Below are 23,485 nucleotides of genomic sequence, written 5' to 3'. Positions count from 1 at the left end.
CGTATCCGGAGGATGGCCCGCTAGCGTGTTGAACGTGTTCAGTGAACGGGTTCAGTCAAGGGCGGATGCGAAGGCCGACACCCGTCAGCGCGTACTCGCCGCCGCCGATCGACTCTTCCGCGAGCAAGGCTTCGCCGCGACCACAGTGCGTCGAATCGCGGCTGAGGCGAGCGTGAGCGTCGGCACCGTCATGGGCGTCGGCGACAAGGACGGTCTGCTGATCGCGATCGTCGACCATTGGATTGCGGCGGTGCACGCGGCCCGCGATCGGAACGCGCGGGTACCTCCGCTCACGAAGACCGAAGCGGCCGAGCGGCTCATCGCCACCGTCGAGCCCTTCGTGGCGTACTTCCAGTCGGACCGAGACCTCTACCGCGAGTACGCGGCAGTGGTCGCGCGCGGCAGGCACAGGTCCCGCACGTTCACCGAGCTCGCGGATGAGCTGGTCGCCGACTTCGAGCGCATCTTTCGAGCGGCCGGTCATGCCAATTCCGCGGCCGCCGCGCGCACGCTGTACCTCGCCTACATCGGCGTACTCCGCGCGACCTCTGGAGGCGCCTTCGACGAGTCCGCCGCACCGGGCCGCTTCGCCGAAGCGGTCGATCTCATCCTCGGAAATGGAGTTCCACAATGATCGACACCCCGCACCTGCCCCTGCTGACCGCCGCGCTCGCAGTGGTGCTGTTGGGCGACGCCCTGATGTCGATCCGTCCGCTCAAATTCATATGCGACTGCCTGGACGGAGTGCGTTTCCCCCGCGACTGGTGGTGGATCCTGATCGTGATCAAGCTGCTGGCGACCGCCGGGCTACTCGTGGGGCTGCACTACCCGGGTGTGGGCATCGCCGCCAACGTCGGCGTGGTCGCGTACTTCGTGTGCGCTGCGGTCGCCCATCTGCGTGCCAGATTCCTGAACTCCACCTTCTGGGTGAACTGCCTTGGCATGTTGGTGTTTTCGGCCGTCGTCCTCGCGGTGTCCTACGCGTAGGACGGCCATCGCAGCGGAAGGCAGTCGAGGCTGTAGACGCCGCCGGTGTGTTCGGTGACGGCTGACTGGTCGGCCACCTCGTAGTCGGGAATGAGCCGGTGCCATTCCTCTAGCGCGATGACCATTTCCTGTCGCGCAAGGTGAGATCCAAGGCAGCGATGCGGTCCTGCGCCGAAGCTGATGTGGCGCGGACGAGGCGCGTCGAAGTCGACCTGTCCGGCCCTGGGGTGTTCGGCCGGATCACGATTGGCCATGGCGAGCGGGAACGCGACCATGTCGCCCTTCTTGATCGGGCAGCCATGAAAGGTTTCGTCGGTCTGCGCGATGCGGGCGGTCTGCACGATGGGATGTGCCCGAAGGAGCTCCTCCACCGCGTGCGGGATGCAGGACGGGTCGGCTGCGATGCGTTGGCGGTCGGCGGGGTGGGTGGCCAGGTGATGGAACGCGTAGGAGAGCTGGGCGGCGACGGTGTCCAGCCCGGCCATGAACAGCAGCAGCATGCAGGAGAGCAGATCGTCGTCGGTGGGCTTGGCGCCGTCGAGCTCCCATTCCAGGGCATGGCTGACGATGTCGTCGCCACACGCGGCGGGATCGTTTCGCCTCTCGGTGATCAGCCCGCGGAAGTACTCCATCACCTCGAGCATTGCGCCCATGCCAGCCGTGCGGTCTGGGTCGCTTTCCGGAGTCGAGTGCAGAATCTTGTTCTCCCACACCAGGAATTCGTCGAGTTTGTCGATCGGCATACCCATGATGTTCAGGAAGATGGTGGTGGGAAAGACCGCGGCGAACTCCGCGTAGAAGTCGCAAGAGCCTTTGGCGCGCAAACCCTCGATGAGGTCGGCGGCGAAGGCACGTTGATCCTCTGCCAGGCGGTGGACCCGACCGGGGGAGAAGTACAGCCCCAGAACATGACGCCACTTGGTGTGCTCGGGCGGATCGAGCATCATCGGAATCCACCGGTACAGCGGCTTGGGCTCGATCGGCACTATCGCGGCATTCGAGAACAGATCCGGGCGTTGCAGGCCGTCGCGGATCGCTTCGTGGTCGGTGAGTACCCAGTACTCATTGGCAGGTCCGGCCGCGCGCAGGAACGGACGGTTACTCGCCTGTAGCGCATCCAGTCGGGCGAAGTTCGAGCACGCCGGATCGCCGCCCCGTATGTACTCGTATTCCTGGGCGCTGTCGGTCTTTTCAGTCGCAGTCATGGGAGCTCCTAGCTCGATCGGATGTCATTCGGGGCGGGGACTTCAACTCGTACGGTGTCGAGGCGGCCGTGTGAGTCGCCACGAAAGAAACGCCGCTGATCGGTGTCGGCGGTTGCCAAAAACAGCGTGTGGCCGTCCGGGCCACCCAGTGCCACCCCCGTCGCCCAACGCCCAGGCGTCGGGAGCACGTGAGTGACCTCGCCGCCCTTTCGGACACGGACGAACTTCTCCTCGGCGTAACAACCGACCCAGACCGCGCCGTCGCTGTCGACGGCAAGTCCGTCGGGATGTGTGCCCGGCAGTGCCGCCCACTTCCGGCGATTGCTCAACCGGCCGTCGGTGGTGATGTCGAAGGCGGTGACCCGTTCCGCGAAGGTCTCGTTGACGAGCAGCGTGGTCCCGTCGTGGGATATGGCCATTCCATTGGGAAACGCGAGGTCGCCCGCCTCGCGGGTGACCGTGCCATCCGGCGTGACACGCATGATCGCGCCGTCGCTCATGCGTTTCGCGTCGGCTGCGATCGTCCCGACGGCACCCACGTAGGCCGTTCCGTCGGCGCTGACTGCCATGTCATCGAGATGAACGTCGCTCCCGGCGCAGAGCTCCGCGTACACCTCGGGGTGGCCGTCCCGGATCGCGAAGAGCAGCGACGACGTCATACCGACCACCAGTGGCGTGCCGTCTGGAAGGAACCCAATTCCCCCCGGCATGTCGTCGAAGTGTGCGGTGGACTGAAGGATGCCAGCCTCATCAACGGTGCATACCCGGCGGCCGATCATGTCGGAGAACCACAACTGCCCGTCGTGCCAGCGCGGTGCTTCGGGGAACGCCAGGTCCGCGACGAACGGCGCGGAAAGCGCGGGCACGAGACTTCTCGGGGCAGGTGGCATGCAACTCATGAGCTCGGCGGGATCGAGGCTGAATATATAATTCAGTAGCCTAGATTATCGCCGCTCGCAAGGGTTCGGAATCGGCCAAGTCGAAGATCGGCGACTCGTGAACGGCGACGATTTGAGCATGCGCGCTCCGGGCGGCGCACGCGCCGCCATACACCCATGTATGGTCGCAGGGTGACGACGACGCAGATGTGCACGCCTCCGCGGGCACACGGATGATTTCGATGAGCAAGGTGAGGCTGCCGCGCGGGCCCGAGGAGCTCACTGCGGACTGGCTCACCGCCGCATTGCGGCCCCGACTTCCCGATATCGAGGTCGAGCGGCTCGACATCGTCGAGGTGATTCCGGGAACGGCAACGAAGATCCGGGTGCGTGTCGGTTACGCGGGCACACCTGGCGCCCGTCCGCCTGAATCACTTTGTATCAAAGGCGGTTTCGACCAGCGTTGGTACCGAAAGGGTGCCGGATCGGTGGTCAAGCGACTGGGTTTGATGGACGTCGCCCGCGCTTACCAACTCGAAGCCGCGTTCTACCATCACATTGCCCCGACCATGACTGCCACGTTGCCGAACTGCTGGTTTGCCGATGCCGACGATAGCGGTCAGGGGATCGTGATTCTCGACGATCTCGTCGAGGCGGGTGTGTCGTTCGGTGATCCGACGATGCCGTGGTCGGTCGATCGTGTCGCTGCTGCGCTCGAAGTCCAGGCGGCGTGGCACGCCGCGACGATGGGCAAACCACCAAGCGAATTCCCTTGGCTGCCACGGAAGTCGATCATCGGGGGGTTGACGCCGATCCTGTTCAGCGCCGTGCACTGGAATACCCACTTCAGATTCCCGCGAGCGCCGTCGCTGCCGTCGCCGCTGGATGATCGGCGCGTGGTACGCGCGGCGATCACCCGGATGTGGGAACGTCATGCGCGTGAGGCCATCTGCCTCACACACGGTGATGCCCACGTGGGCAACACGTACACCGCGGCGGATGGCCGGCCGACATTCTTGGACTGGCAGGCGGTGTGCCTGGGTCCGCCGTTGGACGATGTCGCCTATTTCGTGACCGGTGCACTGGAGCCGGCCGATCGGCGGGCCTCCGAGCGTGAGCTGCTGGGGCACTACCTGCGTGCGCTCGCGGCGCACGGGGGAGCGGCGCCCGGTCCGAACGAGGCATGGCGTGCGTACCGGTGCTACAGCGTGCATGGTCTGCTGTGGGCCGTTACTCCGCCGATGATGCAGTCGCGAGCCAATGTAGCCGCGATGACCGAGCGCCATGCCGCCGCGATCATCGACCTGGACGGCCTGCGTGCCGTGAGCGGATAGTCCTATGGGACGGTAAATGGTCCTGTGGAGCGTCAAGCAGGCGCCAGGTTCTTGCCGAGCGCCTGAGCGAGTTCGTCGTACACCTCGCGTAGTGAGGCGGGGTTGAAGGGACGCTGCGTCATCTGCATGCCGGTCAGCGTGGCGAGTGTGATGGTGGCGTAGATCTTCGCCTTCGACTCGGGGACGCCGTGTCGACGCAGGGATCGAACCAGGCTGCGATGCCTGATTCGATCCACCTTGCGCTGGGCGGCGGCAACACGCGGATTTATCGTTCCCCACGCGCGCAGCGCAGCCTCTGCGCCGTGGGGTAACGCGATAGCGAAGTCTGCCTGCAGGCGCACTTGCGTTGCGAGATCGGCGGATTCGGATTTGGTGATGAGGTCGCGGCTGTAGTGCTGCTCCCAATAGGCCAGGAGCCGGTCCACGAAATCATCGAAGCTGGTGAAGTGGTGGTAGAAGGAGCCGCGCGTGACGCCCATCCGTCCGCACAGTCCCGCGGCGGTCAGCGCCGGAAACCCAGATTCCTCGAGCACCGCCATGCCCTCGGCGAAATAGTCGGTCGCGGCGCGCCGTTCATTCGTCACTTCGTCAGTATGCCTGTGCCGCAGGTGGTGCGGCGATTAGCGCTACCGGGATGTCGGCGGTGTGCACGGGACATTGTCGGCGAGTCCGCACATTCCGTTGGAGAAGTAACTCGGAATGGACGGTGGCGTGGTGTCTGCGTGCTGGTTGACCACGTTGAATCCCATGTTGAAAACCAGCATCACCACGTTGAGCACAGCGGCCAGGGCCAGCACGCGCACGGTGCCGACCGTTCTTTTGTTGCGCAGCGTCTGGATCCCGGTGTCGGTGATCATGTAGCCGTCTTTCCTGCGGAGACAGTAGATGATCATGGCGATCACGCTGACGGTGCCGCCGAACGCCAACCCCTCGTAGATGGGGAATTGGGTGATCGTGCCGGTGAACAACGACCAATCATGGTTGACACGTGGATATGCCCACAGGCCCATCCGCTGGAAGATTTGTTCGACGACGAATTCGAGGAACGAGAACGTGACGAACATGAACGCGATCAGGCCCGCCCTGTTGATGCGGGGAACCGCTCGGCGCACAGCGGTGAGGAGCTTGTCGACGCCGAGCACACCCAGCGGAAAGAACAGCATGTAGGTACCCAGCCAGAACCAGATCGGCTGTGGGTTGGCACCGGCATGGTTGACCCATCCGGGAATGAACTGGGCCCATGTCCCTCGATTGAAGAACCCGCTGGTGTAGGAGAAGACCGGACGAATGTAGTTGACTCCGGGGTCCTGCCAAGCGGTCAACAGCCACGCAAAGACAACGACGCCCAATGCGGGAAGTGCCCCGTCACGTCGTGTCTTCCGAATGATCCAGCCGAGGAACACGATTCCGCCGACGATGCAGACCGCTTCCCACACGCGTATCCACACAAGCTCCGAACCGGGGATCGGATCGGCACCTGTTGGCGTGGAAACGAACTGGTTGGAGAAGATCCACCGGAGGTAGATGTAGGCCTGTATGACCACGAAGGCCGCGCCCAACCGAGCGAGCCACACGATGGGGGGCGATTCCGGCGGAAAGTCGGTCAGGCCGCGCGCGCCATCAGGGTGTCCTTGCGGCGACAGGAACTGCTCTGTAGTCATTGCCTCTCCAAGCCTTCGGACCATACATGGGTGTATGCAAGACAATACACAGATGTATGGTCGGCGGAAAGGCGTGACTCGCGCCTACGCGAATGACCCGTCAGCTGTTGGCGCCTTCCGCGGTGAGTTGCGCGACCAGTTCGCGGCGTATCACCTTGCCGGTGGCCGTGGTCGGCAACTCGTCGCGGAAGACCACGCGATCGGGCGTCCGCGACCCGCGCAGGTTTTCGCGGACGAAGGCGCGCAGGTCATCCGGATCGGGCCGGGAGCCAGGTGCTGGCACGACGGCCGCCACGATGATCTGACCCCACTCGGGATCATCCATGCCGATCACCGCCACCTCGTGCACTGATGGGTGCTCGACGAGCACGTCCTCGAGCTCGGCTGGCGCGATGTTCTCACCGCCGCGAATGATGGTGTCGTCGGACCGGCCCGCGATGAACAAGTAGCCGTCCTCGTCGACGGATGCGAGGTCCCGTGTGGGAAACCAGCCCTGCTCGTCCAACACCGAACCGAGCTCGGCATAGCGCCCGGAGACCTGATCCCCCCGCACGAAGAGTTCGCCGGTGTGACCGTGTCCCAACACGTTTCCTTCCGCCGAGCGGATCTCGAGCTCGATGCCAGGCACTGGTCTCCCGACGGAGTTCAGCCGTCTCGCGACGTCTTCATTGCCGGACCCGTGCGCCGTCCGGTGGTCCTCGGGCGTCAGCACGGCAATCGTCGAGCTGGTTTCGGTCAGCCCGTAGGCGTTGACGAATCCCACGTCCGGCAACAGCTCGAGCGCTCTGCGAACCAGTGGCTGTGGCGCCTTCGATCCGCCGTAGGCGAGGTTGCGCAGCGAAGGCAGCGGCGTGGGTTCGGTCTCCAGCGCCGCCACGATCCGATCCAGCATGGTGGGCACCACCGTCGCCGTCGTGATGGCCTCATCGCGCACGGCCTGGACCCAGGCCGCCGGATCGAACCGGCGCAGGTACACCGTCTTGCGGCCGGCATACAAGTTCGACAGGGCGGCGCTTACCCCGGCGATGTGATACGGCGGAACCGAAATCAGGGCCGCATCACCGGGATTGGCGGAGCAGAAGTCGACAGAACCCGTGATGTAGCTGGTGAGGTTTGCGTGTGACAACTCCACCGCCTTCGGCCGAGAGGTCGTGCCCGAGGTGAACAACACCACCGCCACGTCGTCGGGGTCGCACGACGCCGAGACCGGTTCTGCGGTACGGGCGGACGCGATGAATTCGTCCGTGTCCATTACGCATCCGTGACTCGGGTTCACGACGTCCCGATATTCTGGGTCGACGACGATGAGCGGCTCGGGCAGTCGATCGAGCAGCACGTTCAATGCGTCCGCGCTCAGCCGGTAGTTCACCGGCACGAATGGCCGTCCGGCCCGTGCCGCGGAGAAGAGCAACAGCGGCAACATGGCGCCGCCCATCCCGACGTATGCCACGCTGGCGCCGCCACGCGCAGTGACGACTCCGGCGCCGCGGTGGGCCCGATCATCGAGCTCGGTCGTCGTCCAGCGGGTGGTCTCACAGACAACCGCTTCGCGATCGGGGCCGCCCGATACGGCCATGTCCAACAGCAGTGAGACCGACAACGTGACTCCCTCTCATCCTGGCGCACGGCGCCAGCCGTGACAGTTTAGTTTATATCAGTATACTCTTTATCGAGAACGAGTCGAAGGAGCGGAATTGTGTCGTCAAAGCCTGGAACGCGGCTCATCACGCCGACATCAGCGTGCGAGGTGCTCATCGTCCGAGCCTCGTCGACGGGCGAAGTGCTGACGTGTGCGGGGGGCGAGTTGACCCCGGGTGGCGCGGCGGGCAATGACACCGGCACGGGTCCGACCATCCTGCTGGGCAAGCGCTATGCCGATGAAGCCTCCGGACTGGAGGTGTTGTGCGTCAAAGCCGGTACCGGACCGCTACGCCTCGGCGACCGGGAGCTTGTCGTGCGGGCACCCAAGCCACTTCCCGCGTCGGATTGATGCGAGCGGGATCAGCCATGTTTCCAGGTACTTTCGCGAATGTGACGCCCGAGAAGGCCGCGGTGATCATGGCCGGGTCGGGTCAGGCGCTCACCTATCGAGAGCTCGACGATCGTTCGATGCAACTCGCGCAACTCTTCCGCGACCGAGGGATCCGGCGGGGACAGGTTGTTGCGACCCTGTCCGAGAATCGACCGGAGTTCTTCGAAGTATATTGGGCGGCAATGCGATCCGCGCTCTACTTCACCGCTGTCAACACTCATCTGGCCGCAGAAGAAGCCGCCTACATCGTCGACAATGTAGACGCCGCCGCCTTCGTGGCCTCTTCGACGATGGCCGCGACCGCTTCTGCGATACCAGTGGGCGAATCCGCCGTCAAACTCGCGCTTGGCGGCGCGATCGCCGGGTTCGAGCAGTTCGACGAGGCGCTGCGCAGCCAACCGGCCACGCCGTTGCCCGTCGAGCGGCGAGGTGAGTTGCTGCTGTTCTCGTCGGGGACCACCGGACGTCCGAAGGGCATCAAACGCGCGCTCGCCGACCTGGCCATGGACGACCCGGCTGGTGCACAACTGTCGGCCATGGAGCGCTACCTCCTTGGTATGAACGAGGATTCGGTATATCTGAGTCCGGCCCCGCTGTATCACACCGCACCGCTGGGCTGGTCGACCGCGGTGCACGAACTCGGCGGAACCGTGGTGGTGATGGAGACCTTCGATGCCGAGAAGTTCCTGGCCGCAGTTGAACGCCACCGGGTCACGCACGTGCAGGTGGTGCCGACGATGTTCGTGCGGCTACTCAAGTTGCCTGACGCGGTGCGGACGCGCTACGACCTGTCGAGCCTCAAGGCAATCGTGCATGCCGCCGCACCCTGCCCCGTCGAGGTCAAGAAGGCGATGATCGACTGGCTGGGGCCGATAGTTCACGAGTACTACTCCGGAACGGAGGGCGTCGGGTTCACCTACATCGATTCACACGACTGGCTTGCCCATCCCGGCTCGGTCGGCAAGCCGATGGTCGGGATCCCGCACATCTGTGACGAGGCCGGTGCCGAACTGGGCACTGGTGAAGCAGGCCTGTTGTATTTCGAGTTGGCGGGCAGAGATTTCGAGTACCACGGTGATCCCGAGAAGACCGCGCAGAGCCGCCACCCCGACCACCGCAACTGGGCCACCCTCGGAGACATCGGCTACGTCGACGACGATGGCTACCTCTACCTGACGGATCGGAAGTCCTTCACCATCATCTCCGGTGGGGTGAACGTCTATCCCGCCGAGATCGAAGCCTGCCTCGTCATGCATCCCAGCGTGGTCGACGTCGCGGTGTTCGGCCTTCCCGACCCCGAAATGGGGGAGTTCGTGCAGGCCGTCGTTGCGCTGCAGCCCGATGTCGAGCCGTCGGCCGAGCTGGCCGAGGAGCTCCGCACCTATGCGCGCGGCCGGGTCGCCGGTTACAAGGTGCCGAGGGCCGTTGACTTCCGCGACGAACTGCCAAGGCTGCCTACGGGGAAGCTGGCCAAGGGAGGACTGCGAGCCGAGTACGTCGCCCGATTGGCCGCTGGCCAGCCTTCCTAGTCAGAGTCTCGCTCGACCAGCTTGGCGAGGTCGTGCGGACCTGCCTGCGGGTAGCCGCCTGCCGCTTGGATGGCGGCGCTCCAGCCGCGGAGTATGCGCACCAGCTCGTCGAGGTCGGAGCCGAGGTTGTCGACGATCCGTTGGCAGGCTTGGTCCGTCAGGACCTCGATGCGCTCGCGGACCGCGCGACCCTCATCGGTGAAGGCGCCGTCCGCGATGAACCCCCGCTCGACGAGCCGCGCCTCAGCGTCGTCGAGGTCCTTGGCCGACCACGCCCGGGACCGCACATAGGTGCGCATCGGCAACCCCCAATACAGCTCCGAGAGCAGCCCGATCTCGGTGGCGTCGAACCCCGCACTGAGCCATGCCGCGATGTGCGCGTCGCCCCGGAACTCCCGAAGCCGATCGGCCCACCGCCAGGCCTCGCCCAAGGGTGCGTCGGGCAGCTCTTGCGACAGGAGCCCGGCGAAGAGTGCGTGACCCTCGGGCCGCAACCCCGTGTTGGCCACCCGCAGTAGCTCGAGGCCGCGAGCCAAACCATCTGGCTGCTCGCCGAGGATCCGGCGCAGCTGCCCGACGGCGCCGTCGGTGCGAGCCCGCTCGATCGTGGCGGCGTCGGTCAGCGTCCACCCGTAAGCCACCGCGGGCACCACGACGGCCGGGTTGAAGACCCCGAACGCGGCGCTGACCACCTCGCCCGGCACCTGCCCCATGACCGACCCACGCGAGCAGAAGTAGGCGGGTCCGTCGGGGAGCGCGACTTCGCCCATCTTCGCGGGCGACGCCGCGAACCCGAGCGACACATATTTCTCATGACACTCAGGGGAGAAGTAGACCTGCCCGGCGAACGGTTCGAGGGCGGCCGCCAGGTCTCGCGCGGGTGTTCGCATTGTCGCCATGCCTTTACGTTATTCGGTGTCGGCGTCGAGCACTGTCACGGTCCCCGCCGAACCGTCGACCCGTACTCGGGTGCCGCTGGGCAGCAGGCCGAGCGCGCCGTCGACACTGGTCACCGTGGGGATCCCGTACTCGCGGGCGAGGATTGCGCCGTGGGACAGGATCCCGCCGGTCTCGGTGACCAGACCCGCGATCAGCGGGAAGACACTGGTCCAGCCTGGGTCGATGTTCGATGCCAGCAGGATGTCGCCCTGTTCGACCGAGGCTAGGTCGGCGAGTCCCGTGACCGACCTGACGACGCCCTCTGCGCGGCCTGCCGATGCCGCGAACCCCACCAGCGCACCGTCTGCGTTTACGTCGGGCGCGTCGCTCTTGCCCTCTGTCGGCACGCCGTCGAACAGATATGCGGCGGGCAGTCGAGACCCGTGCCGCTCACGATGGCTACGTGCCGAAGTAACCTCAGCGGCAACGGATTCGCGGTCCACGGCTCCCGGCCGGTCGACCACGTGCCAGAAGGTCTCGCCGCTGAGCAGGAACACGTCGGCGGGTTCGGCGAGGATGCCCCGCTGGGTCAGTCGGCGGCCCTGTTCGAGCAGTAACAGACGCAGATGGTCGAGGATGTAGTCGAGGTGGTAGCGCTGGTTTTCCCGGTAGACGGTGTATTTCTGCAGCCGGCGCAGAATCCCGCCCAGTACCGAGCGTCTCAGTGCGGCAACGGGACCGGCGCCGAGGCCGGCTTGGACACGCTGCTCTTCGTCCATGCGACGTCGCTGCGCAGCCGCCTCGGAATCGGCGGGACTGGAGCTCGGCTGCGCGGGCCGCACCTGGGCGCGCACCAGCGCCAGCACCATGTCGGGCTGCTCGTGCCAGCGTTGCACCGAGATCTCCCGGGTGGAGGACCGGTGCCCGTGCTCAGCCAGGAACGCGTCGAAACGACTCCAGAACGGCGAAGTCGCAGTGGCGCTTCTAATTTCGGGGTAGGACAGTTCGCTGCGCAGCGCGACCAGGAGCTCATCTTCGTTGCGCACCAGCATGCCCAAGTCCCAGATGTCGCGGTTGATCGCGGCGGTTCGAGTGCCCGGCAACCCGCTGATCAACGTCTGCAAGGTCTGAGCCGTGTCGGCGTCCGTCCAGCTGGTGAGCAGCTTTTCCAGCAGCACCTGCAGTACCGGGCCGTGCAGCCCCATTCCCCAGCGAATGACCCGGAAGTGGTCTTCGCCGAAGAGGTTGGCAGCGTCGAGCTGCGCACGCCATTGCGCGTCGGTCAGCGCGCCGTAATCCTGGCGAAGCTTGGGCACTAGCCGCTCGTCGAGGTCGCGGCAGTGCCGTTCGAGCGCGGTGAGGTTGCTCCGCAGCCCACCGCGCGGGCGATCCTTCAGCGGTGCCGTCAGCGTCCGCACCAGCAATCGCCGCTCGAACGGGACCGCCATCACGCGTTCGCGGAATATCGGGTCGAACCAGTTGGCCAGCGGGCTCTGCCCGCGTGATGCCACCGGCAGGGACCGGGCCATCTCGAGCGCGTAGTCGCCATTGAGGTAGATGTAGCCGTCGTGCCGTCGGAACTTCGGTATGTCCGTGAGCTCCGGTCGGCCCTGAAACACCGCGACCTCGTCGATGTTCGGCCCGACCAGCCAGGGGCCCATCAGCGCCCAGCCGAGTGGGCTGGTGTATTCGGCGAGGTACTCGTCGCCGAAACGCCTGCTGTAGACCTCGCGCGGTTGGTGGGGAGGAAGCCCGGTGATCGGCCGGTCCTGGAGTACGAACAGCCGGTCGTCGGCCAGTGCCCATTCGAGATCGCGACGCGGTCCGATTTTGGTCTCCACCTGTGCAGCCAGTTCGTGCAGCGCTTTGAGGTGCTGGTCGCTCAGACAGCGCACGGTCCGTCGCTCGTCGGGTACGGCCCGCTCCACCAGTCCGTTCGCCCACACGGTCTCGACCTGTTTGGCCCCGATCCGGGACCGCAACTCCTCGCCGGTGGCCCGGTCGAGCACCACGTGATCGGGATCGGTGCGGCCGGACACCACGGCCTCGCCGAGCCCCCATGCCGCGTCGACCACGACCTCCCCGTCGAACGGTCGCAACGGATTCTCGGTGAGCATCACCCCGGCGACATCCGCCTCGGCCATCCGCTGCAGCACCAGCGCGATGCCGGCTTCGGAGTCCATGCGCTGGGTGTCGAGGTAGCTTGCGGCGCGGTCGCCGCTGACCGACCCCCAGCACTTCTCGACCGCGCGCACCAGCGCGTCGGCCGAGTCCACACCCAGCACGGTCTCGTAGACCCCGGCGAACGACGCGCCTTCGAGGTCTTCGGCCACTGCGGAACTGCGGACCGCCCATCGGCTGCCAGGGAACGCGGCGGCATTGTCGGCCCACCACAGCGCAAGCCCGGTGTCGAGGCACTCCTTTACGCGGGCGGCGTCGAGGGACACGTCCGCGGGGATCACCCATGCCTCTGGCACGTCGAGCCCGGCAGCCATCAGACGCGCCAACCCCGCTGCCTTACCGCCGATCCGGGCGAGCTCGGCCGGGGTGCGGTCAGTGAGCCGTTCGATGGTCATCGCGAATTCCTCAATGCCATGGCGGCCAGTTGCAGGAGCCGGGGCAGCCGCACGGCCAGCCCCGCAGCGCCGACGTGATAAGCGTGCTCGACGACGCCCAACCCCTCGCGTACGTCGTCGCCCGTGCGGCACTCGAACGCGAATTGCGTTTCCTCGATGAACAACCCGCTCTTGAACAGGGGGGCGCGGGCGCGCGCCCTTCCGGTGATCACGTAGGTTCCGCCGTCGGTGGTCTCCACGTGGATGAGCGCCGTCTGCGGGCGGTGCGGATCCGCTCCGCCGTACTCGACGTCCACCGTGCGGACCTTGTGTGTGGTGCCGTTGTCGAACACGAACCCCACCGGCGTCTGCGTACCGTTGACGTCGGTCAGGGTTGCGTTGAAGCTCAGGTCCTCCCCGAACTGGCCTGCGATCCATTCCCAGCCGCGAACCCCGTTCCAGTCGCGCACTCCCCACGACTTGTCGCGCTGGCCCAGCCCGGTGATTCGGCCGCCGCGGTGGTTGACCACGACCTCACCCTCGACCCGGCCGGATTGCTCGAAGTGTCGCTGCACCTCGTCTTCGGCGCCAGGAAAGCCCTCATGGAAGTCAACGGCGGGGGTGAAGGCCCGCCAGAGCAGATCGAGGTGGTTACGGCCACGCAGCTGGATCCGCCACGCGCCCAATGGTTCGACCATCGTGTAGGTCAGCGCACCGACGGTGAGCCCGTCGCCGACGGACATGCTGCGCACGTTCGGCGGCAGTGCCTTTCCGATGGCGGCGTAGACGAATTCCGGCTTGCCGTCCTGCAGCATGACGACGACGGCGTCGGCCTTTCCTGCCGCGCGGTTGAGCCCGATCCGGGTCAGGCCGAAGGAACGCCCGTCGTCGGAGGACCAGTTGAAGTAGTAGCTCTCCTGCCAATGGGGGCTCGTCCCTGGAGCGTGCAGCTCCTCATCCAGTTCGGTGATCAGCGCACTGTCCTTTCTCGCGGGCCCATCATTGGTCGCAAACATGACAGCTGTCAGGTTATGCTGGGCTGGAATTCGACTTCAACTCGCATTTCATCAGCGGGATCAGGAGGGACGCGATGCCCGTCAAACTCGTCGCTGGCAAGCGGAAACCACCGCAACAGCAGCGTTCGGCGGCCATGGTCGAGCGGATCGTCGACGCAGGTGCTCGAGTTCTGCTCGGATACGGATACGACGCCACGTCGACCAACAAGATCGCCGCCGAAGCCGGGATCAGCCCCGGCTCGCTCTACTACTACTTCGCCGACAAGGACGACGTGCTGCGCAGCGTCCTGGATCGGTTCCTCGCCCTGCTCAACACGACGCTGTCGAGCACGACGGCTCGCCTCGACCGCGTGGACCGCTCGGTGTTCCAGCACGCCGCCGACCACGTGATCGGCGTGCTCGAGGAGAACCGGCGGCTGCTCGACACGGTGGTCAACGAGGCGCCGCACCTGGTCAGAGCCGAGACCCGCCACGGCGTTGAGGAACGTCTGCACGAGCACATGCGCACCGCCTTCGTATTGCTGAAGTCACCGTTGCTCGGCGCCGACCTCGAGGCCGCGTGCTGGCTGGCCAGCCAGTTGTGCCTGACCGTGCCAGTGCGTTACGTGCTGAGCGAGCCCGCCATCAGACGCAGCGCCGTGATCGATGGGCTGGCCGACCAGATCGCCACCCTGGCGCGCATCCCGCGCCCAACGGCACAGTGATGCGCCCACGCCTCGTCCACGACGACGCCCTCCTTGACCTGATGCTGGCGGCCTTCGCCGACCTCGGCTACGACGGCACGTCGCTGAGACAGCTGTGCCGCCATCTGGGTGTCAATCACAACCTGATTTACGAACGCTTCCAGTCCAAGGAGGGCGCATGGACCGCGGCCATCGACCACGCATTTCAACAGGTGGACGCGCGGGTCTTCCAACCGCCTGTGGAGAGCCAGGAGCTGGTCGACTCGATCCGCACGCTCATGCGTCGATGGGTGGACGTGACGATCGAGCAGCCGGCGCTTGCGCGCATCATCCACCAGGAGTCGGCACGGCCGGGGTCGCGGTTCGACTACCTGCGCGACACGTACATCGTCCCCGTCCAGGAGCAGGCTCGTGTCGCGCTCACACTCGGCCAGGAGCGAGGCGTCTTCCGCGAGGGCGCGATCGCGGCGGCCTACTTCTTCCTCAATACCTGGGGCGTCGGCGGAATCGCGGCGTCACAGGAGCTGGCGCGCAGCGTAGGCCCGCGGGATCAGGATCCTCGCGAAACGGCTTACCTCGCCATCGACATCGTGCTCGATGGTTTGCGCGTGGGCACCGAATCTCGCCGGCGCCTCCGCGACGGGCGATGATGTACCGATGAGTCTCATCTCGCTGCCGACAGCCACCATCGATGATTCCGACGTGGCGCGCGTGCTCCTGCGCGCGGTCGGCATCATCAACCCGGTGCTCGACTTGCTGGCAGGCGTCGACCTACTCGGTTTGAAACGGCGCACCTACGCACTCGGCAGCTCTGATGCGGCGACTGCCAAGGTGCTGGACGCGGCGGCGTGGCTGCTCAACACCGTCGACGTTCCTGGAACCAAGTCATGGGAAGATCTGGACCTCGACGAGCGCGTCAACTGGTGGGTGAAACGGGTCGGTGCGGTGGACACGATCGCCGTGGCGTTTCCCGGCGCCTTCGGCGTCGTCGCCGACCGGCTTCCCGTGCAAGACCTGCTTGGATTCGTCAGCCAGTCGATCGTGTTGTGCGCGGTGGCGCGGGAATTGGGCGTCACCGATCGCAGTCAGCAAGTCCGCCTCCTTGGCGCGGTCATGTGCGATCGCGAGCTCGGCGGCCAAGCCGGTCAAGGCGACGAGGACACGTCCGACGAGGCGCCATCGGTGGACTGGACACCCATCGGCCTCGGAAAGGCGCTGTGGCAGCTGGCGGGGCTCATGCGCGCGATCGGTGACGAGCTCGTCAAGCGGCCACGTCCACGAAGCGTCTTCCGCTACCTCGGCATGCTGCCCGCAGCAGGCGCCGTTGCCGATTACCTCGGCGAGTACGGCGCTCTGGTGCGCGCGTCCAAGGAGGGGCGGCAGTGGATCTCCCAGCATCCGGTTGCCGCCCGAGCCTGAATCGCGTCAGTGCGCAGGAGCCGCCGACGGTGATTTAGCCGCCGCTGCGGCGGCCGAAGAGGACGCGGCCGCAGCTGCGGATGACGCCGCCGCCTGCCCGGCAGGGCTACCGAGCGAGTTTCCTGGCGACTTCGCCGACGCCAGCGCGGCCTCGCAGTTCAAGGACAGAAGCGTCTGATTGGTCGCGCTCGCGGCGGTGTTCTCCGGTGGCGGGACGGACTGGTCGACCTGGTTCGTCACGAGGCAGTCCGGGCGCGCGACCTTGTCGCCGACGGTGGTGGACACGATGGGCGTGTATCCGGCGGACGTCAGCGTGCCTTGCGCGGCGGAGTACTTCTGCCCGACGACATTTGGCGACGAAGCGGCCTGGGCGGGGCCGGCCGCTTCCACGATCGCCGCCGCGGCTGCGCAAGCAACTGCCGATCCGATGGCCAATGCCCTGATCCGCGCCATCCAGCTACCCGTAAGGGGTCGGCTTCGGCAAGCGGATGGATCAGGCTGCACTGCAAGTGATTCCATGAACATATGGTGGCGCTCAAGATATGACGGCACCATGAACACCGCCTGTCAATCTATATGACGTTCCCTTCGTGATCGGTGCCAGAATCCAGTTCGCTCTCAGCAACGCTGCGCCGTTCGTAGTGAATTCCGTTGTACAGCAGCGCATATAGATGAAATCCGCCGACGGGTTGCCTGGTGAGCAGCTTCGCATATGCGTAGACCCTGGTAGGAAGCATTGACGTCGAGAACGCGGCATCGGTAAGACGTAATAGGAACTCGACGACGTGCTCTCGCTGATGATTCGGCTACGGCGTCGGCGGCGGTGAGCGGCGCGCACTTACTGGTTCCTCGAGGAGGTTTTTGCATGAACGTGTTGCGCATCAGGGCAATTGGCGGTCTGATCGGTGGGCTTGCCTTTGGTGCCGCATTCGTGGTGTGCCTTTCTGCCGGACCGTCCACCCACGCCGTCGCAGGCGGCTCGGGCGATTCACCGACGTCGGCGCAGTACACGTCGCCAGTCGTTCCGGCCATGTCGGTCAATCCCACGGCCATGAAGCTGGGCGCTACCGCCACGGCTTCTGCACCCGCGACCACGCTGGCCGAGGCGTCGCCGACCTTGAAGGCAACCGCTGCGGCCGGATGCGTCAACAACGGCCAGTGCCCGTGATGGAGCACTTAGAATCCGAGGCGTGGCCGCACTGGTGCAGCAGTATCTGGACCGGATTCGGCTCGAACACGTCGACGTCGACGATGGCGTGCTGGCCAGCTACATCCCGGAGTTGACGCGGGTGGACCCCAACGGGTTCGCGCTCTCGCTGTCGTCGTCTGATGGATTCGTCTATGAATCCGGCGACGCGGGAGTCGAATTCACGATCCAGTCGATCTCGAAGCCGTTCACCTACGCACTGGCCCTCTACTCGATCGGCCAGGCCGCCGTCGACGCCAAGATCGGAGTCGAGCCGTCTGGTGAGGCGTTCAACGAGATCAGCGTCGACCGCACGACCAAGACGCCCAAGAATCCGATGATCAACGCCGGGGCGATCGCCGCGGTGTCGTTGGTGCCGGGGTCGACACCGGACGAACGGTTCGGCCTGATCCAGGACTTCTACTCGGCGTTCGCAGGCCGTCGCCTCGAACTCGATGACGAGGTGTATGCCTCGGAACTGTCGACTGGCAGCCGCAATCGCGCGATCGCGTACATGCTGCAGAGCTTCGGCGTGCTCGACGGCGACCCCGACGAAGTGCTCGACGTGTACTTCCGCCAGTGTTCGTTGAAGGTGACGTCGACCGACTTGGCAAGAATGGCGGCCACGCTGGCACGGGGTGGCGTCAATCCCATGACGGGGCGGCGGGTGGCGGACGCCGGCGTGGTCAAGCGCACCCTGTCGGTGATGGTCACGTGCGGCATGTACGACGCCGCGGGGGACTGGGTCAGCGCGGTCGGCATGCCCGCCAAGAGCGGGGTGGGCGGCGGCATCGTCGCCGTGCTGCCAGGTCAACTGGGCATCGGCACCTACTCGCCGCTGCTGGACGCCAAGGGCAACAGCGTGCGTGGCGTTCGCGTATGCCGCAGCCTGTCCGAACAGCTTGGGCTGCACTTCCTTTCGGTTTCCCGCGACTCTCGCGCCACCCTGCGCGCCGTCTACGAGCCGCTCGACAACATCCGCGTCTACGAAACCCACGGCGACCTGTTGTTCAGCGGCGCCGAGCAGGTGGTGCGCACGGTCGACCGGGAGCGCGACAAGTTCGCCGTGGCGATCCTCGACGTGACCCGGGTCGACGACATCGACGACGCCGCGCGTGCCCTGCTGACGGGGATGAGCGCGGCGCTGCGGGCACAGGGCAAGGACGGCTACCTCGTCGACCCCGATGGCATCGTCATCAGGACCGAGTCGGAGTTCGAAGCGTTGCGGTTCTACAGCGTCGAGGATGCGGTTGCGGCGGCCCAGAAGGCGCTACGCGGGGGCTTCTCCAACTAGCGTCAGACCGGGGTGGCCAACCGGGTCGGCTCGTCGTGGCCCCGCAAGGTCACCGAGTCGCCCAGATGCCAACGGGCCCGCTCGGATTCGGTCGCATTGGCGACGGTGTCCGACGATGCGACGAGGTGGCCCGGCACGTTCTTGGACAACTCGCACAAGCGGGCCGCCTCATTGACGGGTTCCCCGATGACCGTGTACTCGAAGCGATCCTTGGCGCCGACGTTGCCTGCCACCACCTGGCCTGCCGCCACCCCGATGCCGGCCCGGCACTCGGGCACCTCCGCCCGCAACCGTTGTGCCATCGCCCGTGCGGCCCCAAGTGCCTCGTCCTCGGCGTGCTCGAGTGACACCGGGGCGCCGAAGACCGCCAGCACGGCGTCGCCCTCGAACTTGTTGACCAGCCCGTGGTGGTTGTCGACCTCGTCGACGACGACGGCGAAGAACCGATTGAGCAGGTGCACGACCTCGACGGCGGGTCGGCTCGTCACCAACTGTGTCGAGCCGATGATGTCGACGAAAATCACTGCGGCGTGGCGTTCCTCGCCGCCGAGCTGAGGTCGTTCCTGCTCGGCGAGCTTTGCCACCTCGCGCCCGACGTGCTGACCGAACAGATCCCGCACCCGTTCGCGTTCGCGCAGCCCCACCACCATCGAGTTGAATCCCCGCTGCAGTTGGCCGAGTTCGGTGCCGTCGAACACGACCAGTTCGGTGTCGAAGTCTCCCTGTTCGACGCGGTTGAGTGCGGCGCGCACCACTCGTACCGGCGTCGCGGTGAGCCAGGACAGGATCCACATCAGGATGAAGCCGAACACCAGCGCGAAGAGCGCGAGCACGATGACGGCATAGGTGAATTGGGTGGGCGTGACGTTTCGCAACACCAGCGTGAGGATCGCGGCCAGCAGGATGCCGAGTACCGGCACACCCGATCCCAGCGCCCACACGGTCAGCGTGCGGCCCATGATGCCTGGTGCGATCCGTCGCGGCGGCGGCCCGACTTCCAACGCCTGCGCGGCGAACGGGCGCATTGCGAATTCGGTGAACAGGTAGCAGCTGGCCGACACGACGATTCCGGGAAAGCTGATGCCTAGCAACGCCTTCGGGATGAAGCTGCTATCGACGAGCCCATAAGAGGTGGTGATGAGGATCGTGCCAACTCCCCAGAGGATGAGCAGCACGCGGGTGAGCCGCCATGGCGCGAAGAAGGTGTTGCGTTGGTCCTTTGGTGTCGGTTCGCGCGCCTCGAGCGACCACCGGACGTTGTTGATGACGCGGTGCGTCGCCCAAATCACGCCGACGATCAGAGCGCAGCCGATGTAGACGGGCGCCACGATGAAGGTGACCCACACGGCGTCGTCGTCGAACACGCTCGGGGTGGGGAACGTGACGGTGACGACCAGAAGCGAAACCGCGATCCCGATGAGGTTGGACACCACCACGAAGGTGGTGAGGATGACCTGAATGCGGATCCGACGCCGGCGCTGACTTTCCGAAACCTGGCCCAGGATCCACGAGCCGAATTCAGGGGTGGCCGGTACGCGACTGCTCTGGTTGGTGACCTTCTCCAGCACCGTGCCCAGGCGCTGGGCCGTGGTTCTCTTCTCCGTCATCGTGGCGCCAGCCTAGTAAGCCGCAACCGACCTCTATGGTTGTTCCGTGCGGCTCGTCATTGCCCAGTGCACCGTCGATTACGTCGGTCGCCTTACCGCCCATCTCCCGTCCGCCAGGCGGCTGCTGCTGTTCAAGGCGGATGGGTCGGTCAGCGTTCATGCCGACGACCGCGCCTACAAGCCCCTGAACTGGATGAGCCCGCCGTGCTGGATGACCGAGCAGGACGACGGTCCCGCACCGGTGTGGGTGGTGGAGAACAAGGCCGGCGAGCAGCTGCGCATCACCGTCGAGGACGTCGAGCACGATTCGAGCCACGCGCTCGGGGTGGACCCCGGACTCGTGAAGGACGGCGTGGAAGCGCACCTGCAGGAGCTCCTGGCCGAGCACGTCGAATTGCTCGGAGTCGGGTACTCGCTGGTTCGTCGCGAGTACATGACGGCGATCGGGCCCGTCGACCTGATGTGCCGCGACGAACTGGGCCGATCGGTGGCTGTCGAGATCAAGCGGCGCGGCGAGATCGACGGCGTCGAACAGCTGACCCGCTACCTGGACCTGCTGAACCGGGACACCGTGCTGGCACCGGTCAGCGGAGTCTTCGCCGCCCAGCAGATCAAGCCGCAGGCGCGCACGCTTGCCATCGACCGCGGGATACGCTGCGTGACACTCGATTACGACCAGATGCGCGGGCTGGACAGCAACGAGTTCCGGCTGTTCTGAGCGGCCTAGACTGGTCGGCATGGTCAGGCGTCGCTCCGTACCGCGTAGGCAGGGCGTGCGGCCGCTGCCCGCGGAGCGTCGCATCGAGGTGGGCCCCGACGGCTACGAGTGCGAGGTGCGACCGGTCGCGGGCACACGGGCCACCAAGACCTACCGGTGCCCGGGGTGCGATCACGAGCTCAAACCCGGCATCGGGCACGTGTTGGTCTGGCCCGCGGACGCGGGGGAGTCAGCGGTCGAAGACCGACGGCACTGGCATACGCAATGCTGGGCGAACCGCGCGACGCGGGGACCTACGCGGAGATGGAGCTAAGGCTCAGTGCTCGTCGTCGTCGGCAGGCTGGACGAGCTCGACCAGCACCCCACCGGCATCCTTCGGGTGGATGAAGTTGATCTGGGAGTTCGCGGTGCCCCTGCGGGGCACGTCGTAGAGCAGCCGGATGCCGTCGGCGCGCAGCTTCTCTGACAGCGCCTCGAGGTCGCTCACGCGGTAGGCGAACTGCTGCAGGCCGGGGCCGCGCTTGTCGAGGAACTTGGCGATCGTCGACGTCTCGTCGAGCGGGGCCATCAGCTGCACCTGGGCGCTGCCCTTGGCCGCGCCGCGCACCGAAAGCATGGCCTCGCGGATGCCCTGGTCCTCGTTGACTTCTTCGTGCAGCACGATCATTCCGAGGTGGTCGTGGTACCACTTGATGGCGACATCTAGGTCGGGGACCGCAATCCCGACGTGGTCGATCGCGGTTACCAGTGCACTTGCGAGCGCGGGACGTGCATCAACCTGCTCGGTAGTCATAACGTAACGGTAACCTTTACCCGAATGTTTGCGGAATGTGTGATCGGCCACACAGTGCCGCCACAAGCCCCTTGGAGGTAGTAGATGACAACGTCGGTGATCGTTGCTGGAGCCCGCACTCCGATAGGCAAGCTCATGGGTTCGCTGAAGGACTTCTCGGGCAGTGACCTGGGCGCCGTCGCCATCAAGGGTGCACTCGAGAAGGCGGGCGTTCCGGCGTCCGCGGTCGAGTACGTGATCATGGGCCAGGTGCTGACGGCAGGTGCGGGCCAGATGCCCGCTCGTCAGGCCGCCGTGGCCGCGGGCATCGGGTGGGACGTGCCGTCGCTGTCCATCAACAAAATGTGCCTGTCCGGCATCGATGCCATTGCGCTGGCCGATCAACTGATCCGGGCCGGCGAGTTCGACGTCGTGGTCGCAGGTGGCCAGGAGTCGATGACGCAGGCACCGCACCTGCTGGTGAACAGCCGGGCCGGATACAAGTACGGCGACGTCACGGTGCTGGACAGCATGGCGTACGACGGGCTTCATGACGTGTTCACCGATCAGCCGATGGGGGCGCTCACCGAGCAGCGCAATGACGTCGACAAGTTCACTCGCGCACAGCAGGACGAGTTTGCTGCGCGGTCGCATCAGCTGGCTGCGGCGGCGTGGAAGGACGGCGTCTTTGCCGACGAGGTCGTGCCCGTTTCCATCCCGCAGCGCAAGGGCGACCCCATCGAATTCAACGAGGACGAGGGCATCCGGGCCAACACCACCGCAGAATCTCTGGCCGCGCTCAAGCCGGCGTTCCGCAAGGACGGCACCATCACCGCCGGGTCGGCGTCGCAAATCTCCGACGGCGCATGCGCAGTGGTCGTGATGAACAAGGCCAAGGCCGAGGAACTCGGGCTGAGCTGGCTGGTGGAGATCGGCGCGCACGGTGTGGTTGCCGGGCCAGATTCGACACTGCAGAGCCAGCCGGCCAACGCCATCAAGAAGGCCATCGCCAAGGAAGGCATCACGGTCGACCAGCTCGACGTCATCGAGATCAACGAGGCCTTCTCGGCCGTGTCGTTGGCCTCGACCAAGGAGTTGGGCGTCGACGCAGACAAGGTCAACATCAACGGCGGCGCCATCGCGGTCGGTCACCCGATCGGAATGTCGGGTGCCCGCATCACCCTGCACGCGGCCCTTGAACTGGCCCGACGCGGTTCGGGTTATGCCGTCGCGGCCTTGTGTGGCGCCGGTGGGCAGGGCGACGCACTGGTGCTGCGCAGGCCCTGACGCCGACTCGGCCGAAAACGACGCCGTGTAGTAGCTGGGGTCACGTTCAGGCACAATGAGGCCATGACGAGCAGTTTTGACCGGGCCAGCGGCGCGGCGTGGTTCCGACTCATCGCGTTCGCGGAAGCGGTCAGCTGGGTCGGGCTACTGGTCGGGATGTACTTCAAGTATCTGGGCACCCCGCGGACCGAGGTCGGCGTGAAGGTCTTCGGCATGGCGCATGGGCTCATCTTCATTGCGTTCGTGGTGACGGCGGTGCTCGTCGGCATCGCGGCGAAATGGAGCGCGCGCACCTGGTTGCTGGCGTTGCTGGCGAGCATCGTGCCATTGGCCAGTGTGATCTTCCTCATATGGGCTGATCGGACCGGCCTATTGGGTGTCGGCACCGGCTCCGCCGGGCTCGCGGAGGCGCGCGCGTCGGGCTCCGAATCGACGTGACAAAC

25 protein-coding genes and 1 pseudogene are annotated in these 23,485 nt (G+C 65.8%); 14 read left to right on the top strand and 12 right to left on the bottom strand.

Features of this window, described 5'->3' with window-relative positions:
* Positions 1-34 precede the first annotated feature (34 nt).
* A complete protein-coding gene (locus SLQ30_RS19515) occupies positions 35-634 on the top strand; it encodes a TetR/AcrR family transcriptional regulator (protein WP_319447737.1) in 600 nt (199 codons plus the stop codon).
* Positions 631-987, top strand: a complete 357-nt coding sequence (locus SLQ30_RS19510) for a DoxX family protein (protein WP_319447738.1) — start codon at positions 631-633, stop codon at positions 985-987. The genes SLQ30_RS19515 and SLQ30_RS19510 overlap by 4 nt, the downstream gene beginning before the upstream one ends.
* Here the strand turns inward: SLQ30_RS19510 and SLQ30_RS19505 are convergent.
* A complete protein-coding gene (locus SLQ30_RS19505) occupies positions 978-2,192 on the bottom strand; it encodes a cytochrome P450 (protein ID WP_319447739.1) in 1,215 nt (404 codons plus the stop codon). The two genes, SLQ30_RS19510 and SLQ30_RS19505, sit on opposite strands and share 10 nt — an antisense overlap.
* Before the next feature lie 8 nt (positions 2,193-2,200).
* The gene (locus SLQ30_RS19500; protein ID WP_319447740.1) at positions 2,201-3,058 is read right to left on the bottom strand and encodes an SMP-30/gluconolactonase/LRE family protein; all 858 of its coding nucleotides are present in this window, start codon (positions 3,056-3,058) and stop codon (positions 2,201-2,203) included.
* A 254-nt stretch (positions 3,059-3,312) separates the two neighbouring features.
* On the opposite strand from SLQ30_RS19500, the gene SLQ30_RS19495 reads away from it, so the two are divergent.
* Entirely contained in the window at positions 3,313-4,404 is a 1,092-nt protein-coding gene (locus SLQ30_RS19495) for a phosphotransferase (protein ID WP_319447741.1), read from the top strand.
* 32 nt (positions 4,405-4,436) lie between these two features.
* On the opposite strand, the gene SLQ30_RS19490 is transcribed toward SLQ30_RS19495, so the two are convergent.
* The 4 genes and pseudogenes from SLQ30_RS19490 to SLQ30_RS19480 all read right to left on the bottom strand — a co-directional run.
* On the bottom strand, positions 4,437-4,988 hold the full coding sequence (locus SLQ30_RS19490) for a TetR/AcrR family transcriptional regulator (RefSeq protein ID WP_319447742.1): 552 nt from the start codon (positions 4,986-4,988) through the stop codon (positions 4,437-4,439).
* 42 nt (positions 4,989-5,030) lie between these two features.
* The gene (locus SLQ30_RS19485) at positions 5,031-6,065 is read right to left on the bottom strand and encodes a spirocyclase AveC family protein (RefSeq protein ID WP_319447743.1); all 1,035 of its coding nucleotides are present in this window, start codon (positions 6,063-6,065) and stop codon (positions 5,031-5,033) included.
* A gap of 100 nt (positions 6,066-6,165) precedes the next feature.
* Positions 6,166-6,435 carry an AMP-binding enzyme gene (locus tag SLQ30_RS33145; RefSeq protein WP_413468097.1) on the bottom strand — a complete coding sequence of 90 codons (270 nt, stop codon included), beginning with the start codon at positions 6,433-6,435 and terminating at the stop codon, positions 6,166-6,168.
* Positions 6,436-6,648: 213 nt separating this feature from the next.
* Positions 6,649-7,641 (bottom strand): annotated as a pseudogene (locus SLQ30_RS19480) (class I adenylate-forming enzyme family protein); the annotation flags it as partial.
* 120 nt (positions 7,642-7,761) lie between these two features.
* Here SLQ30_RS19480 and SLQ30_RS19475 point away from each other — a divergent pair.
* Positions 7,762-8,055 carry a hypothetical protein gene (locus SLQ30_RS19475; RefSeq protein WP_319447745.1) on the top strand — a complete coding sequence of 98 codons (294 nt, stop codon included), beginning with the start codon at positions 7,762-7,764 and terminating at the stop codon, positions 8,053-8,055.
* 17 nt (positions 8,056-8,072) lie between these two features.
* The gene (locus SLQ30_RS19470; protein WP_319447746.1) at positions 8,073-9,626 is read left to right on the top strand and encodes an acyl-CoA synthetase; all 1,554 of its coding nucleotides are present in this window, start codon (positions 8,073-8,075) and stop codon (positions 9,624-9,626) included.
* Here the strand turns inward: SLQ30_RS19470 and SLQ30_RS19465 are convergent.
* The 3 genes from SLQ30_RS19465 to SLQ30_RS19455 are packed head-to-tail and all read right to left on the bottom strand — an operon-like array spanning position 9,623 to position 14,076.
* Positions 9,623-10,525, bottom strand: a complete 903-nt coding sequence (locus SLQ30_RS19465; protein WP_319447747.1) for an SCO6745 family protein — start codon at positions 10,523-10,525, stop codon at positions 9,623-9,625. The two genes, SLQ30_RS19470 and SLQ30_RS19465, sit on opposite strands and share 4 nt — an antisense overlap.
* 9 nt (positions 10,526-10,534) lie before the next feature.
* The gene (locus tag SLQ30_RS19460) at positions 10,535-13,081 is read right to left on the bottom strand and encodes a PEP/pyruvate-binding domain-containing protein (RefSeq protein ID WP_319447748.1); all 2,547 of its coding nucleotides are present in this window, start codon (positions 13,079-13,081) and stop codon (positions 10,535-10,537) included.
* On the bottom strand, positions 13,078-14,076 hold the full coding sequence (locus SLQ30_RS19455; protein WP_319447749.1) for a hypothetical protein: 999 nt from the start codon (positions 14,074-14,076) through the stop codon (positions 13,078-13,080). Before SLQ30_RS19455 ends, SLQ30_RS19460 begins: the two co-directional genes overlap by 4 nt.
* Positions 14,077-14,150: 74 nt before the next feature.
* On the opposite strand from SLQ30_RS19455, the gene SLQ30_RS19450 reads away from it, so the two are divergent.
* The 3 genes from SLQ30_RS19450 to SLQ30_RS19440 are packed head-to-tail and all read left to right on the top strand — an operon-like array spanning position 14,151 to position 16,178.
* Entirely contained in the window at positions 14,151-14,780 is a 630-nt protein-coding gene (locus tag SLQ30_RS19450; protein WP_319447750.1) for a TetR/AcrR family transcriptional regulator, read from the top strand.
* Positions 14,780-15,409, top strand: coding sequence for a TetR/AcrR family transcriptional regulator (locus tag SLQ30_RS19445; protein ID WP_319447751.1), 630 nt, complete (start codon positions 14,780-14,782; stop codon positions 15,407-15,409). Before SLQ30_RS19450 ends, SLQ30_RS19445 begins: the two co-directional genes overlap by 1 nt.
* Entirely contained in the window at positions 15,309-16,178 is an 870-nt protein-coding gene (locus SLQ30_RS19440; protein WP_413468096.1) for a hypothetical protein, read from the top strand. The genes SLQ30_RS19445 and SLQ30_RS19440 overlap by 101 nt, the downstream gene beginning before the upstream one ends.
* A gap of 6 nt (positions 16,179-16,184) precedes the next feature.
* On the opposite strand, the gene SLQ30_RS19435 is transcribed toward SLQ30_RS19440, so the two are convergent.
* Complete coding sequence (locus tag SLQ30_RS19435) at positions 16,185-16,631, bottom strand: hypothetical protein (RefSeq protein WP_319447753.1); 447 nt, start codon at positions 16,629-16,631, stop codon at positions 16,185-16,187.
* A 412-nt stretch (positions 16,632-17,043) separates the two neighbouring features.
* Here SLQ30_RS19435 and SLQ30_RS19430 point away from each other — a divergent pair, with 412 nt between their 5' ends.
* Together SLQ30_RS19430 and glsA are read left to right on the top strand one after the other, a co-directional pair.
* The gene (locus SLQ30_RS19430; protein ID WP_319447754.1) at positions 17,044-17,346 is read left to right on the top strand and encodes a hypothetical protein; all 303 of its coding nucleotides are present in this window, start codon (positions 17,044-17,046) and stop codon (positions 17,344-17,346) included.
* 22 nt (positions 17,347-17,368) lie between these two features.
* Complete coding sequence (gene glsA, locus SLQ30_RS19425; RefSeq protein WP_319447755.1) at positions 17,369-18,658, top strand: glutaminase A; 1,290 nt, start codon at positions 17,369-17,371, stop codon at positions 18,656-18,658.
* 2 nt (positions 18,659-18,660) lie between these two features.
* On the opposite strand, the gene SLQ30_RS19420 is transcribed toward glsA, so the two are convergent.
* On the bottom strand, positions 18,661-20,265 hold the full coding sequence (locus SLQ30_RS19420; protein ID WP_319447756.1) for an adenylate/guanylate cyclase domain-containing protein: 1,605 nt from the start codon (positions 20,263-20,265) through the stop codon (positions 18,661-18,663).
* Between the two features lie 46 nt (positions 20,266-20,311).
* Here SLQ30_RS19420 and nucS point away from each other — a divergent pair, with 46 nt between their 5' ends.
* Entirely contained in the window at positions 20,312-20,983 is a 672-nt protein-coding gene (nucS, locus tag SLQ30_RS19415; protein ID WP_319447757.1) for an endonuclease NucS, read from the top strand.
* Between the two features lie 19 nt (positions 20,984-21,002).
* Positions 21,003-21,296: a hypothetical protein gene (locus SLQ30_RS19410; protein ID WP_319447758.1), complete on the top strand. Its 294-nt coding sequence runs from the start codon at positions 21,003-21,005 to the stop codon at positions 21,294-21,296.
* A gap of 3 nt (positions 21,297-21,299) precedes the next feature.
* Here the strand turns inward: SLQ30_RS19410 and mce are convergent, their stop codons facing one another.
* Entirely contained in the window at positions 21,300-21,776 is a 477-nt protein-coding gene (gene mce / locus SLQ30_RS19405; protein ID WP_319447759.1) for a methylmalonyl-CoA epimerase, read from the bottom strand.
* An 84-nt stretch (positions 21,777-21,860) separates the two neighbouring features.
* Here mce and SLQ30_RS19400 point away from each other — a divergent pair, with 84 nt between their 5' ends.
* Both SLQ30_RS19400 and SLQ30_RS19395 read left to right on the top strand, forming a co-directional pair.
* On the top strand, positions 21,861-23,042 hold the full coding sequence (locus SLQ30_RS19400; protein ID WP_319447760.1) for an acetyl-CoA C-acetyltransferase: 1,182 nt from the start codon (positions 21,861-21,863) through the stop codon (positions 23,040-23,042).
* A 63-nt stretch (positions 23,043-23,105) separates the two neighbouring features.
* A complete protein-coding gene (locus SLQ30_RS19395; RefSeq protein ID WP_319447761.1) occupies positions 23,106-23,480 on the top strand; it encodes a DUF3817 domain-containing protein in 375 nt (124 codons plus the stop codon).
* The last annotated feature ends 5 nt before the right edge of the window (positions 23,481-23,485 follow it).

It is taken from the genome of Mycobacterium sp. RTGN4 (genome assembly GCF_033804635.1).
Taxonomy (GTDB): domain Bacteria; phylum Actinomycetota; class Actinomycetes; order Mycobacteriales; family Mycobacteriaceae; genus Mycobacterium.
This window is presented reverse-complemented; position numbering and strand designations above follow the sequence as displayed.